Here is a 14,362-nt window from a genome sequence, read left to right as displayed (position 1 = left end):
ACTCTATTTTCGCTAATAGTGGATGACTCTATTTTTGCCTGCTTCCGGAATACCGAAGCAGTATCTGAGCTTTTACTCAATGGCCTTTTTTGAGATTTAGCCGTATTTCCACTGTTAGTCGAAACAGATCCGCATCCTTCACTATCACTGTTGGTGTCGGAAGGTTCTGGTTCAGAGTTAGTCGATTTGAAAAGATCAGGTCTTAAGCCTGGAATCTCATGGGTTAGACCGCCTGATGTTCCGGGTAATGCAGGATCACTGACGTGAGGTTCAACAGCAGCGCCTCCCTGAGATGGGGGGCTTTCAGACAGGTGTGGCCTGACAGAACGATCCTGAACAGTTGTTTCTTGAGATTGTACCGGAAGAACATCACTCAAGTCGGGAAACAAACTGAGTTCAGGATCGTCAAGGGAATAAATGCCAAGGCTAGGTGATGCTACCTTTTCTCCGGTGGCTGTGGGTGGTGGCTGTTCTGAGAGAGGTAAAGGTAGTCTATCCATGGCATGGTTAAGTGGGATTATCTGTATATCTTTGTGGCAATGTCAGGGACAGTCGGCAGCACCCCTTCCATTACCATTATCAGTTCCTGATATTGCACAGACAGTATGGGATGATAGACCGGTTATCACTAACCGAAGGGGCAGTCCGGCTGACCTGTCAGCAGCGATAACCGGACAGTCAGCCATACTGCGGTTTCAGGGGGCAGACGTCATTACCGGGTATCTGTGCAATCCAAAAAACACCGGAACAAACGTTAAAAACGGATTCTGCCCCCTGAACCGGCCTGTAGCGATCACCCGTCTGAAGTGACTGCCGGTGCTTTCAACAGCCCCGATCTCCGCTTCTCTTTCAACCGGTAACTTTCACCCTTGATGTTCAACGTAGTGGAGTGGTGCAGCAACCGGTCCAGGATGGCGGTGGCAATGGCCTGGTCGCCAAACACTTCGCCCCAGTCGATGAAGCCCTTGTTGGAGGTGAGGATGACGCTGCCTTTCTCATAACGTCGTGTTATCAGCCGGAAGAACAGGCTGGCTTCCTCGGGCTCCAGTGGCAGGTAGCCGATTTCATCCAGCACCAGCAGCCTGGGGCAGGTCAGCAGCTGCATCTGGCGTTCCAGCCGGTTCTCCTGCTGCGCCTTTTTCAGGGTGGCCATCAGCCGGTCCAGACTCATGAACAGCACCCGGTGTCCCGCTTCGGCAGCCTTGACCGCCAAGGCGATGGCCAGGTGGGTCTTGCCTACGCCTGGTGGCCCCAGCAGCACCACATTCTCAGCCCGTTCCACGAAGCCCAGTCCTGCCAGTTCCCGCACCACTTTTCGATCAATGGAAGGCTGGAAACTGAAATCGAACTGCTCCAGGGTTTGGAGCCAGGGAAGCCGCGCCTGCTTGATCCGTCCTTCCAGTCCCTTCTGGTGACGGCCTGCCCATTCCGCCGAGAACACAGTTTCCAGGAATTCCCGGTAGTTCAGCTCGTGTTTGCTGGCCTGCTCGCACAGGGTATCCAGGGCGTCTGGCAGATACTCCAGCTTCAGTCGGGTCATCAATGCTTGCAGGTTATCCATCAGGCCACCTCCGCATAACGGCTGAGGTCTCGGGTTTCCACTTTAACGGCCTCATACATCGCCCGGTGGTGGGTGGGTTCCAGTATCCACTGGTGACTGCTGTCGCTGAGCACATGGGACGCGGCCAGCTGATCCTGATCATCATAAACCCGCAGGGTGTTATCCAGTCCGATGCGGATACTGACGGCTTGGCCGGTCAAACGGTCAGGCACGCTGTATCGGTTGGTGCGGACATTGATATAGGCGTCCGAAGGCACCCGTCGCTGTTGCCGATAGCTGGTATCAAAGCCGAGGGCTGGCAGGGGCTTGAGGCAGGATTTCTCCCGCGCAAAGCGATTCAGCACCCTCTCTTTCACCGTGCCGTGGATGCGTTCATCCGCTACTTCTCCCATCCACTGGACCAGTAACCGGTTGAGATGGGCAAGGCTTTCGAAACCGGCATGACGGGGGAAGAAGTTGTCCTTGACGTAATGCACCATCCGTTCGGTCTTGCCCTTGGTCTGGGGTCGGTAGGGTTTGCAGGCACGGGGCTTGAACTGGTAATGGTGGGCCAGCATCAGGAAACCGTCGTTGAAGGTCACCCGGCCATTGCCCGGATGTTTGAGCACTGCCGCTTTCTGGTTATCAACCAGCACTTCGGCAGGGACACCGCCAAACCAGTTGAAGCTCTGCACCAGGCTTTCATAGGTGTGCGCGGCATCATTGCTGAAGGCAGCCCAGACAAAGCAACGGCGGGAATAGCCCAGGGTGTTGACGGAGATATAGACCTTTCGCTGTTCTCCGGCGACCTCAGCCATCAGCTCGCCCCAGTCGTGTTGCAGCTGACGTCCCGGTTCTGTCTCATAGCGCACCGTGGCCCTGCTCTGGCGCAGGGCCCGTTTCGGCTTGATGTAGTCGCGGAGAATGGAGATTTTGCCGGTGTAGCCCATGGCTACAATGCGGTCGAGAATCACCACGGCATTCCAGATATTGCTGGCCAGCATTGAATCAATGGTGGCCTTGAACGGATCCAGCTTGCCGGGTTTGTGGATGGTTCGTTTGCGGATAGGTGGGGGCTGGTCTTGCTTGAGTTTGCGTTGAACCGTTTTGACGGAACAGTCGACCTTGCTGGCGATGTCAGCCAGATAGCAGCCTTGCTGTCGTAACTGGTGGATCATAAAAAAGTCCTCTCGACTGATCATGGCGCTGCTCCCTGCCTGGTATCAACAGGAGAAATATCGGCCATGAAGGGGTTAATCGGGAGGTCAAATCCAACCGGTGGAAAGTGGACATTTTAAATCGGTGCTGACATTATTTCACTAATAATCAAAAGTCATAAATAGCAAACAATCTAACACTCACATAACCAGGCTAATTTTTTTTCCACTTCGGGGCTTTTCACCTTCGCTGCCCGGCCCCAAAACTTAGCGTCATATACCTTTTAGCTTAATAACAAAGGATAAGCACAGTGAATGCCTAAAAACTTGATGAATATTTGTACCGAAAACTTTCCCCACAAAAATCACATAAATTTTCATTTCTTAAGACAGAAGCAGCAAACATTCGCTTTTTTGATTCTGGCGGCAATAAACCAATATTACTAACAGCGCCCGATGGCCCGTGCTTTTTAGAGCATTTTGATGATTATATTGTGAGAGCAGCAAAGGATTGGAGGGTGGTTATACTAGATATGCCAGGATTTGGTGAATCTTATCCAATAAATGGGTATGACCATTCTTTTGATAGTGCCGCCAATACACTGAAGAGCCTTATTGACCATTTATCATTAAATGATATTACTTTATCGTTATCATGTGGAAATGGATTCTATGGAATCTATTTTGTCAAGAAGTACCCTCAGTTTCTTAGGAAGCTGGTCTTACTGCAAACACCAGGATACGAGGGTATGAGACCATGGCTAAACGCTTCAGTTCCCAGTCCAGTAAAAATACCTTTTATCGGCCAACTTGCTGTTTATGCTCAACGTCTTAAGATCCCCAAAATATGGTTTAAGATTGCTCTCCCGAAAAACTCTCCGCATCTAGTAACCTGGAGTGAATTATCAGAAAAAAGAATCAAACAGAACTGTTGTAACTGCTTAGCGAGTGTTGTTCAGGGTCTTATTGCAATGAATGAAGAAGATCTACTAGGATGCAAGGTGCCTACATTAATGATTTGGGGGAAAAAGGATTTCTCTCATCGTTATACAGATGAACAATCTTTAAAGGATGTAATCCCAAATGCTGAAATTATTATCTGGGATGATTGTGGGCATTTTCCGGAGTTAGAACAAACAGATAGATTTTTGAAAGTGATAAAATCATGATTTCTACAAAACAGTCGTATGGAGTGTAATTTATTGCAAGCGGTTGCTATAACAATTGCATAACAGTCCATGCCTGCGGCCGTCTTCAGTGTCGCATGATGTAGTCGTTATTTGTATAACAATTGAAGTGAAAATCAATGAAAACAATCGAAACGTATAGAGGAGTCGTTTATCCCGCCCAACTTGATCACCCCGCTGTGGCAGGATAGATGTCACCTCTTTTGATTCAAAACTCTTAACGTTGTGAGCCGGTTAAAAGAGGCGAAAACTATGTTGGCATAGGGGGCTATGTGGCGCAATAAACCTCAAACCTTCTTAAAATCAAGATTGAATACTGTGTTATGAATTATTTAGAGTCCGGAATATCACTTCTTGTAAAATACTGAAACTTTACGACATGAGTAACCTCTCGATCACAGAGAGACTTTAAACAAATCGCACCTATTGGCGGTAGTAATACAGCAGCAGCCAGCTTAGCTCTCCGCGGAAGATGCTTTTTAACAAGTAATGAACCCAATACACCAGTTAAGCCACCCAAAAATTCATTTCTAAATTGTATTGATGCTTTGTTTTTACCTGAATCAGTAACATTTGTTTGAAGTTGAATTTTTCCAAAAATGGGTAAGTTAACACCTGATTTCATATAACACCTCCTGAATTATCTTTCACCTGTATTTGTATAGACAAAAATTTTTCAAATTATTTTACGAAACTAGAACAGCATTGTTATTTCTGCCAACTATCTAGTGACACATAATCAAGCACAAAAAGCCTTACTCTTAATAACACTATTTCAATTACGGGCTAATTTAGCGGGCTTAGGCAGAACTTTCATGTTCAACTCTAAATCTTTTAGATAAAGTTTCAGCTGACTTAAATCGAGGTCAGATACCAAAAGCTCTTTTATGATTTTTGACTGTTTATCGTCAAACCATTTCTCATAATTTATGGCAGATGCTTCATTACAGCATATGTAATCCTTCCGACCAATAGATTCATCTGAAATTCGCGTACAATTATGAGCGTTCCTCCTGACCAAGCACTTTAATAGTTTTCCAATACTCTTTTGTTGATTCGCCCCCCATTCAATACCAAAATCTGAAATTTTAAGTCTGTCTTGAATAGAGAAATAAAGAACGTTTACATCTGAAATATCTGCATTCCTGATCCTTCCTTTTTGACTTATATGAATGTAGCCCCTAAACAATTCAGCCATAATAAAATTGATCTGTTTCGAGTTTAACTGTATCTTTTCCCGCCCCCATAGCCCAATAAGCCTTGATAATGAACAGTCTGCCAACTCAAGAACAATAGTATGTATCTCTGCAATAGAGTAATCCAGCATTGTTACTATATTGCAATGAGGGTTCAGAATTTTAAGCGTCTCAATTTCAACTTCACCATAATATTCTGCTTCTTTCAAAGCAACACATTCAGGATCTCCACCCGACCCTGCTCTTTCAGCAAGAAAAACTTTGCCAAATGCACCTTCGCCAATCAGATATTTTTTTACATATCGCCCCCGCATCAATGCTACAGTTTTATCTTCATTACAAGGATGCACCGAATCTTCTGATAATTCAGATAAAGGTTGATGACATGCACTTAATAATTTGGGAGATTGCATACCTGCGACCAACAATAGTTACCTGTCCATATAAGTAGTCAGACAAATGAAATCATATATTCCTGACCGAACATATCAAAACAGCAGCTATCTGGGCCAGTGAGTATCCTTTCGAACTGAGAAATACCGCATGGACACGTTCTCTTACGCAAGGCAGAGACCCGTTGTGCATGGCACACTTTAAAGTATCAATAATGGCGCTATCAGTGATGGGGTTAGCAGTCTTCTTCACCACGTCAGGCTCGTGATAACAGCAGTACTGGAAATATAGCACCCGTTAAGCCGTACTATCGTACGTTTTAGAGTAGGTTAATATATGAAAGCTGTTCCAGCGACTTATCATACCTCCAGCCTGGATAAGCTGCCGGATAATGTGTCTAAATAAAAGACTGACAAATTTCTCTCAGAAAAAGATTCCCTAACCTGAACTGCATCTTCTTTAACACTTTCTAACGGAATTTGGTTATTTTTATATCTTTCTCCACTGACCAGTATGCCCAATATGCAAGAAGTATCGTAGCTTATTACCACTTCATTATGAAAATTTATTTTTTCCACTTCATTATTAAAAGTTATTTCTTCCATCTTTTTTCTATCGATTAATCTTTGCTTCCAATTACATTGTATGCCTATTGTGTTTTCATCATTTGCCAGAGGGGCTATATACTTATTGGTTTCTTTTGTTTTCTGCCTACCCTTATCATCAACAACAAAAGTGTGAAAAACATCACACCAAACGCACTTACGATCTTTTATATCAACTTGCATACAAAAAACATCTTTTGAATATGCACCAAGCAAAGTGCATTTATTTCCATCCAATATAAACCCAATATCTCTAAAAACTGACTGCGTATGATTTGGAATCAGTAAACTTGCAGAAGAAACACTAATTTCTCCTGTATAATTAAGTTGATCTACTTCACGATTAAACCTTGATAAATCTGCATTTTCAACAGTAGTGCTATAACCATTTTTTGGTGAATCGTAAAGCATTTTTGCAAAGGTTTCACATTTTTCAAATTTGCGAAGTACATTACTTTCACTTTCCATATGCTCTGGCTCTGCTGTTGTTACGCATGGTGCCGGAATGGGCTTGGAAACAATGTTCGACATATTCATAATATTTGATACCTCCTGTAATATCTGACAATGATTCTTTAATCTTGTTCAACGGTCTGTGTGACGATTTTGATTCAAACCGTCAGCATGCTCTAATACAATCCGAAATACTCGGAAAAACACCGCCGGGTACACGTCAACTCATCCAGTGCAGGTTTAACCCTTTCACATGCTCCAGATCTCTTCAAACGTCGCCCTGCCAGGCAGCGATATTGAAATCAATGCTATCCGCGCCCAGGGTTCCGGTGGCCAGAATGTCAACAAGGTCTCTACGGCTATTCACCTGCGCTTTGATATCCGTGCATCCGCTCTGCCGGATTTCTACAAGCAGCGACTGCTGGTACTGAAGGATCAGCGTATTTCCTCTGACGGTATTATTGTCATCAAGGCCCAACAATACCGCAGTCAGGAGAAAAACAGGGCCGATGCCCTGGAACGGTTACGCGAGCTGATCCGCTCCGTCGCGGTGTTTCGAAAAAAGCGCATTGCTACTCGCCCCAGCCTGTCGGCCCGTAAGAAACGCCTCGACAGCAAGAAACAGCGGAGTAATACCAAAAACCTGCGTGGAAAAATCGACCATTAAATGATCACAGCATAGTATCGGGTAGACGAATTCTGAACGTACTTTCTCATTTCACGCCTGCTACACATCGGTGAACATGCCATGAGCAATGCCAAAGCCCTGCTGGTGATTGATATACAAAACGATTACTTTCCCGGCGGTAAGTACCCGCAATGGAACACAGACAATGTGCTGGATAACATTGTGTCCGTCATCAACAAGGCGCATAACCATGAAATACCGGTCTTTCTGATTCAGCACATTGCCGATCCTGGCCTGGGGCTTGCCCCCTTTTTCAATGCTGACACCGAAGGCGCAGCACTGCATCCGCGCCTGCTGGCGGTCGCACCGGATGCCCCGATCATTACAAAACACTATGCGGACGCCTTTGTGGACACCAGGCTTCAAACCGAGCTGTCGGCCTACCCCATCGAGAAATTACTGATCTGCGGGATGATGACGCAAAACTGCGTGACATTTACGGCCCTGTCCGGGATGGCAGAGCAATATGCCGTTTCCGTACTGACGGATTGTTGTACCACTGTCGATGAAATGCTGCATAACATCGCCCTGCATGCCCTCTCAACCCGGGTCAACCTCGTGCAGTCTGCCGACGCTTTCTGACAGCATTTCGCCCTTAACAGCCCGCCTGGTGCTACTAACCATTTGGTCAGTGGCACCCCTGCCGTGCCCATCTATATTGATGGCTCCATAACAGGATCATTGTGAGGATCCCAGGTATGAATACGGCTGTCACCCCTCCGATACCCACCCTCAGGCGAACGCCCTGTCGCCTCCTGTCCCTGTTCCTGCTCTGTACGCTGGCGACAATGATGTGTAGCGCCAACACCAGTCAGACTACAGATACCGTGGTCATGATTTCACCCGACCACTTCGGCTTTAACCCCGAAACCGCCGTCACAAACCATTTCCAGAATAAGTCAAATCAGGCTGCCGAGGTAATCCGCCAGAATGCACTGACAGAGTTTGCCGGACTTCGTCTGGCGCTGGAAACGCACGGCGTCAGGGTACTCACGATGCCCAGCCGGGATGATATTTCCACACCCGAATCGACTTTCCCCAACAACTGGTTTCTGACCTTTCCTGCAGCACACAACACAACCGAACTCTATGTCTTTCCAATGTTAACACCCAGCCGCCAGAACGAAGTGCGCCTGCAGGCGCTGCAACAACGGCTCGCCGATGCCAACATTACGCTGGCGGACCAACACGACCTGCGCCAAGAGGCTTCGCCGGGCGAAGCACTGGAAGGTACCGGCAGCCTGGTGCTTGACCGGCTAAACAAACAGGCATTTGCTGCGTTATCCCCACGTACCAGCCGTCCATTGGCAGAGACCTTTGTCAGCAAAGCCGGTTTCCGGCCGGTGTTTTTCCATGCCGTTGATCAATATGGGCAGACGATTTATCACACCAATGTCATCATGAGCATCGGCACTCACTTTGCCGTGCTGTGCGAACAATGTATTCCCAATGCAGAGGAACGTGAGCAGGTCATCGAACAACTCGGGGACAAAATGCTGATTTTCATTACACCGGCCCAAGTCAGCTATATGGTGGGTAACCTGCTGGAACTCCGCAGCCAGAGTGGTGCTCCCCTGATACTGCTGTCACAACAGGCCCGCGATCACCTGACACCGGTACAGCGTGCCTCACTGGAGAGCTACGGCACACTGGTTTCAGCACCACTGGATACGTTGGAAACCGTCGCGGGTGGCAGTGCGCGCTGCATGGTTTCGGAGATTTTTACCGGAGAATAAAGCTGACTAAACAATGACATGGAGATCTCCATGGATGTACACCCTGTCCTGAAGCGCATATTATTATCTGGCTATCGGACAGGGATGCCACCATGCGGCTGATAATCAAAAAAACCTATCTCTCGTTCTTCTTTGCGTTAGCCCTGTTACCCCTGCTGGAACCCGCGCTGTCGTTTGCCCGGCAGTTTGCCATTGCCGATCTTCTGCCAGACTGGCTGCACAGGGACACAGGCATATTCCTCTCCGGACTGTTGACCATCACCCTGCCCTGGATTGTGATCTCCCTCGCAACCGCGCTGGCGCTGTTGTTTGCGTTAGGCACCAGTGCGCGCATCTACTCAGTCGTCGTTGTCATCGCACTGCAACTGCTCGTGTATGGTTTCACTGGCGGACTGACCTTCAGCTGGCATCACTGGGCGGTCTCTCTGCCGGGTATCCTGGGCGCCGCGGCGCTGGTACCGGTCACCCTGTTGCTGTCACTCAAACGGTTTTAGGTTTGCGTTTGAATAACCTGTCGTAACCACGGCAGGTTATATTGCCCACTCGATTTGGCAGATTCGATACCCGTTTGTTGCCGGACGCTTTATGGCAGGGCAACGATCCTGTCTGCCAGCGCCAGCGGTGCTTTTCGATGCGTCACCATCAGGAGTGTTTTACCTCGGCAGGCGTCATCCAGCACCCGAAGGATCGTATCCTCGGTAGCCGGATCCAGCCCTTCAGTGGGTTCATCCAGTACGATCAGGGGACGGTCGCACAACAGAACCCGTGCCAGTCCCAGCCGCCGTTGCTCCCCACCCGACAGGGGGACGCCACCCTGTCCAAGCCAGAGATCAAGCAGACCCGCTTCGCCACCGGTCAGACGATCCAGCCCTACCCTGTTCAACACGTCCAGCAACTGTTCATCGCTCGCCTGATCACTGGCGATACGAAGATTGTCCCGAAGGCTGGCGCTGAAAACATGAATGCGCTGAGGCATGACTGCCATAACATTGCGCAGGGATTCCTCACTCAGGGACTCGATAGCGCATCCACCAACGGCAATGCTACCGGCATCCGGATTCCAGTCACGGCTCAACAGCTGCAGGAATGTGGATTTGCCACAACCGGTGTGCCCGGTAATCGCAATACGCTCACCTGCCCTCACATGCAGGTCAAATCCATCCAGTACCGGCTCACCGGCTGTGCCCGGGTAACGGAAGCGCAGCCCGGTTACGTCAACATCCACCCCATTCCCCGTCAACACTGGCCTCTCGCGGCTGTCGACAGGAAAACTGACCTGAGGTGTCTGCCCGGTGACTTCGATCAAACGCGCAGCCGACCGACGTACCTGCCCCAACACCTGGAATGCGCCGGGCAACGGCATAATCGCTTCAAAAGCCGCCAGTGTTGCCAGGGCCAGCATCGCCATGATGGGACCGGCCAATACACCGGCACTCACTTCTTCCGCAGTGACCCACAGCAGCCAGACCAGGGTCGCGCCGGCCAACAGGGTCACCAATCCCATGGCAAACCCGTTCACCCGGGCAAGGATGGACTGCTGGCGGATCAATTGTTTTTCCTCTTCCTCTACAGTGGCACGGTATGCCGATTCTGCCCCGAAAATCAGCAACTCAGCCTGACCCGCGACGTAATCATGCAGTCGGGTCCGTAGCTGCCCTTTGGCTTCTGTCACCGCCTGTCCGGCCCGGTTACCCAACCGGTAAAACAATACGGGCAACAGTATGAGTGCGGGCAACAACACGGTCGCCAATGGCGCCATGGCCGCTGGTGAAAACAGACCTGCCAGCACAATCAACCCGACAACGCCAAGCACCGCACAAACCAATGGCGTCAGGAGTCGCAGGTAGAGATTATCCAGCGCATCAATATCCGCCACCATACGGTTGAGCAGGTCGGCCTGCCGGAACCGTCGCAGTCCCGCCGGCGCCAGGGGTTCAACACAGCCATAGAACCAGACACGGAGGCGTGCCAGCAATTTGAATGTGGCATCATGGCTGACCACCCGCTCAAAATAACGGCCTGCCGTGCGCACGATGGAAAACCCGCGCACGCCGGCGCCAGGCGTAAAAAAGTTGAAGGCCTGGGCCGTTGCCAGTGTCAGGCCCGCAATCGCGGTCGCGGTAATAAACCAGCCGGACAAAGCCAACAGGCCAACACTGGCGACCAGTGTCACGAGGGCCAGGAGAATGCCCAACCCCATTTGCAGACTGTGATGGCGATACAGTTTCAGAAAAGGCAGCAACTCACGCATGCTCTGTCACTCCATTTGTTGCTGAGGTGACCGCTGTCTGCTGGTCATCCAGTTCCTGCTCCCAGGTCTGCCAGAGTCTGGCAAAGGGTCCCGCCTGGTTACGCAGCGTTTGTGCATCGCCACATGCCACTAACTTGCCGTCGTCCAGCACCAGCACCCGGTCAGCTCCCTGCACCTGGGTCGGCCGATGCGTCACCATCACCACGGTTTTGCCGGTGCTGTAGCGCTGGATACCGTCATCCACCAGCTGTTCACTGATATGATCCAGGCTGGCGGTGGGTTCATCCAGCAACACCAGCTGGGCGGGACGGGCGACGGCGCGGGCAAGGGCAACCCGCTGGGCCTGCCCGACTGACAATCGGCTGGCTGCTTCACCCAATTGTGTATCCAGACCCTGCTCCAGATGGGTTACCACCTCATCCGCATGGGCCAGCTGCAGGGCCGTATGGATATCCTCATCCGACAGTTCATTGCGCCCCAGCCGGATATTTTCCCGGACAGAACCACACACCAGCAGAGGATTCTGTCCCAGCCAGGTCAGCTGTTGCCGCCAGTGGGCAGGATTAAGTTCCCGCAGTTCAATCCCGTTGATTCGCAGACTGCCCTGGTAGTCGAGAAAACCCAGCAGAACATTTAACAAGGTGCTTTTACCGGCACCGGATACACCCACCACGGCCAGTCGCTCACCGGGCGCCACCGTGAAGGACAACTGGTCCAGTAACAGTTTCTCACTGCCGGGCGCTCGCACCGTAAGCCCTTCACAAACTATTTCAGCCGCCGACTGCGCAGGACAATTCCTCCCCCCCTCGGGCCGTTCCGGCACGGGTTCCTTGAGGAAATGCATCAAACGGTCACCCGCCCCGATTGCCTGGGCGCGGGCATGGTAGAAGGTACCAAGTTCCCTCAGGGGCTGGTAAAACTCTGGCGCCAGCAATAACAGGAACAGACCGGTAAACAATGTCAGATCAGTACCCCAGTGGCCGAAATCCAGGTAACCGAGGTAACTCATGCCCAGGTACAGGGCTGTCAGCGCAATGGAGACAGAGGCAAAAAATTCCAGCACTGTCGATGAGAGAAACGCCAGCCGCAGCACCTGCATGGTCTTGACCCGGAACGCTTCAGCCGCTGACTCGACCATCGCCTTTTCCTGACGGCTCCGGAAAAACAGCCGCAACGTTGCCAATCCCTGCAGCCGATCCAGGAAGTGACTGCTTAACCTGGATAGCGCCTGGAAATTCCGGCGATTGGCATCCGCCGCCTTGATACCCACCAGGATCATAAACAACGGTATCAGCGGCGCCGTGCCCAGGAAAATCAGCGCGACCGCCCAGTTCTGCGGCAACGCCACGGACAGGATCAACAGGGGTATCACCACCGACAGGGTCATCTGTGGCAGGTAGCGGGCAAAGAAATCCTGCAATTCTTCCACCTGTTCCAGCAGCAGCGTCAGCCATTCACCGGCCGGACGCTGCCCGACAGCCGCAGGCCCGAGTTGCCCCATCCGGTCAAGCAGCAGGCGACGCACCTGCTGACGTACCGCCTGACCGGCACGGAACCCTGCCTGTTCCCGCCCCAGCAGACAACCGGCCCGGACCAGGCTTGCCAACAGGAAACCGCCCAGGTAGGGCAGTATTGCCATCGTGTCCTGCCCTTCCATCACCAGGCTATGGACAACCGAGGCTAACAGCCACGCCTGGGCGATGATCATCAAACCATTACCAATACCCAATGCCATGACACTGCCAAGCCAGCGCCCGGCGGCCGGTTTCTGGCTGCGTAACCAGCGATAAACCTCACGTTCGGTGGTTTTATTCATGCTTACTGCGCTATTTCACTCTGTAACCGGGTTCAGGCCTGCGTGAAACCGGATGTTCAGGAATGTGCCCCAAGGCGGCACCGGAAAAACGGATGCGGATTCTAGCAGCCTTGAGCGTAGAGGTAACGGCCAGCGTTAGCGATTTCAATGACCGGCGTGTTATGCGAGCCAACCCGTAGTACCAACACTTCCAAAGTCCTGGCGGGATCGCTGATAATAGGCCGTTTTCAGACAAGAACGCCCCTCACCATGTTGGACAATATCCGAATCGTCATGATCCGTACCTGGCACCCGGGAAATATCGGATCCGCCCTGCGCGCCATGAAGACCATGGGGCTGAGCCGTCTTACCCTGGTCAGCCCGCAGCACTGGCCCCACCCGGATGCCGAAACCATGGCCGCGGGCGCCGCTGACCTGATCGACCAGGTCACGGTAGTCGACACCCTGGCTGACGCCATTGCGGATTGCTCCCTCGTCATCGGTACATCCGCCCGTAACCGTTCGTTCTCATGGCCCATGCTGTCCCCCCGGGACTGTGGCCGGCAGGTCGTGCAGGAAGCGACTGACAACCCGGTCGCCCTGGTGTTTGGCCAGGAAACCATGGGCATGACGAATGAGGAATTACAGCAGTGTAACTACCACGTCTGCATCCCGGGCAATCCTGACTATCCGGTGCTCAATGTAGCCTCTGCCGTACAGATTCTATGCTATGAAATTCGCCAGAGCTTCGACGCGCTGATGGCCCCAGGGGCCGATACGCTGGATGATGAAATGGCCACTTACCCTGATGCCCGCGCCATGGAGCAATTTTATCAGCACCTGGAAGAGGCGTTGTATGATGTCAATTTCATCATCCGGCAACATCCCGGTAATGCGATGACCAAACTGCGTCGGCTGTTTAACCGGGCACGACCGGAATCGGAAGAAATGAATATGTTGCGCGGCATTCTGAGCCGGGTCTGTCAGATGTCGAAACAGAAAAATAGCGCGTAACGTCTAAACCAGTGTATGAAGTGATTCATTCGATAAACATAATGGAATGAATCACTCCTGCCGTCATGACACCATATAACACAGTATTATTTCATACCTGTATCGACGATACATTAATCGCCCTAAAACATTGACTTGTAATTATGCCCATAAAAACCTTAAAAAATATATAGAATGAGGAAGTCCATACATTTCACCTGAGCAAAAAATAAACGATATTGTCATCGCACTTGGAATTTATTCAATTCCCTTTTGTCTAACCCCTGAACAAAGATTCCCCAATGGAAAAATTAAAAAACCTTAACATTTAAACAGTGCTTTCTTTTAAAAGCATGACCCACTAAAGT

General features: G+C 50.7%; 14 protein-coding genes. 6 read left to right on the top strand and 8 right to left on the bottom strand.

All coding sequences use genetic code 11. From position 1 onward, the window contains the following. The 3 genes from AC27K1_RS15995 to istA all read right to left on the bottom strand — a co-directional run. Nucleotides 1-500 (bottom strand): hypothetical protein (locus AC27K1_RS15995; RefSeq protein ID WP_487151823.1); only part of this gene is annotated, 500 nt, incomplete at its 3' end. A 293-nt stretch (nt 501-793) separates the two neighbouring features. Then, nucleotides 794-1,561, bottom strand: coding sequence for an IS21-like element helper ATPase IstB (gene istB / locus AC27K1_RS15990; protein ID WP_487151822.1), 768 nt, complete (start codon nt 1,559-1,561; stop codon nt 794-796). Continuing rightward, a complete protein-coding gene (istA, locus tag AC27K1_RS15985) occupies nt 1,561-2,742 on the bottom strand; it encodes an IS21 family transposase (RefSeq protein WP_487151821.1) in 1,182 nt (393 codons plus the stop codon). The genes istB and istA overlap by 1 nt, the downstream gene beginning before the upstream one ends. Before the next feature lie 293 nt (nt 2,743-3,035). On the opposite strand from istA, the gene AC27K1_RS15980 reads away from it, so the two are divergent. Then, a complete protein-coding gene (locus tag AC27K1_RS15980) occupies nt 3,036-3,866 on the top strand; it encodes an alpha/beta fold hydrolase (protein WP_487151820.1) in 831 nt (276 codons plus the stop codon). A 346-nt stretch (nt 3,867-4,212) separates the two neighbouring features. Here AC27K1_RS15980 and AC27K1_RS15975 read toward each other — a convergent pair whose 3' ends face one another. From AC27K1_RS15975 to AC27K1_RS15965, 3 genes are all read right to left on the bottom strand, one after another. Further along, nucleotides 4,213-4,509 carry a hypothetical protein gene (locus AC27K1_RS15975; RefSeq protein WP_487151819.1) on the bottom strand — a complete coding sequence of 99 codons (297 nt, stop codon included), beginning with the start codon at nt 4,507-4,509 and terminating at the stop codon, nt 4,213-4,215. A gap of 150 nt (nt 4,510-4,659) precedes the next feature. After that, on the bottom strand, nt 4,660-5,493 hold the full coding sequence (locus tag AC27K1_RS15970; protein WP_487151818.1) for a protein kinase domain-containing protein: 834 nt from the start codon (nt 5,491-5,493) through the stop codon (nt 4,660-4,662). A 339-nt stretch (nt 5,494-5,832) separates the two neighbouring features. Further along, entirely contained in the window at nt 5,833-6,615 is a 783-nt protein-coding gene (locus tag AC27K1_RS15965) for a hypothetical protein (RefSeq protein ID WP_487151817.1), read from the bottom strand. 169 nt (nt 6,616-6,784) lie between these two features. Here AC27K1_RS15965 and arfB point away from each other — a divergent pair, with 169 nt between their 5' ends. From arfB to AC27K1_RS15945, 4 genes are all read left to right on the top strand, one after another. Further along, on the top strand, nt 6,785-7,198 hold the full coding sequence (gene arfB, locus AC27K1_RS15960; RefSeq protein ID WP_487151816.1) for an alternative ribosome rescue aminoacyl-tRNA hydrolase ArfB: 414 nt from the start codon (nt 6,785-6,787) through the stop codon (nt 7,196-7,198). Between the two features lie 81 nt (nt 7,199-7,279). Continuing rightward, nucleotides 7,280-7,801, top strand: a complete 522-nt coding sequence (locus AC27K1_RS15955; RefSeq protein ID WP_487151815.1) for a cysteine hydrolase family protein — start codon at nt 7,280-7,282, stop codon at nt 7,799-7,801. 116 nt (nt 7,802-7,917) lie between these two features. Then, complete coding sequence (locus AC27K1_RS15950) at nt 7,918-8,955, top strand: arginine deiminase-related protein (RefSeq protein ID WP_487151814.1); 1,038 nt, start codon at nt 7,918-7,920, stop codon at nt 8,953-8,955. A gap of 92 nt (nt 8,956-9,047) precedes the next feature. After that, a complete protein-coding gene (locus AC27K1_RS15945) occupies nt 9,048-9,449 on the top strand; it encodes a hypothetical protein (protein ID WP_487151813.1) in 402 nt (133 codons plus the stop codon). 89 nt (nt 9,450-9,538) lie between these two features. On the opposite strand, the gene cydC is transcribed toward AC27K1_RS15945, so the two are convergent. Together cydC and cydD are read right to left on the bottom strand one after the other, a co-directional pair. Next, entirely contained in the window at nt 9,539-11,206 is a 1,668-nt protein-coding gene (gene cydC, locus AC27K1_RS15940) for a heme ABC transporter ATP-binding protein/permease CydC (RefSeq protein WP_487151812.1), read from the bottom strand. Beyond that, complete coding sequence (gene cydD / locus AC27K1_RS15935) at nt 11,199-13,022, bottom strand: heme ABC transporter permease/ATP-binding protein CydD (RefSeq protein WP_487151811.1); 1,824 nt, start codon at nt 13,020-13,022, stop codon at nt 11,199-11,201. The genes cydC and cydD overlap by 8 nt, the downstream gene beginning before the upstream one ends. A gap of 249 nt (nt 13,023-13,271) precedes the next feature. Here cydD and trmJ point away from each other — a divergent pair, with 249 nt between their 5' ends. After that, nucleotides 13,272-14,015: a tRNA (cytosine(32)/uridine(32)-2'-O)-methyltransferase TrmJ gene (gene trmJ, locus AC27K1_RS15930; protein ID WP_487151810.1), complete on the top strand. Its 744-nt coding sequence runs from the start codon at nt 13,272-13,274 to the stop codon at nt 14,013-14,015. Nucleotides 14,016-14,362 lie beyond the last annotated feature (347 nt).

It is taken from the genome of Kistimonas ophiarachnellae (assembly GCF_057552235.1).
The sequence above is the reverse complement of the archived record's forward strand: the minus strand, read 5'-3'. Positions and strand labels throughout refer to the sequence as shown.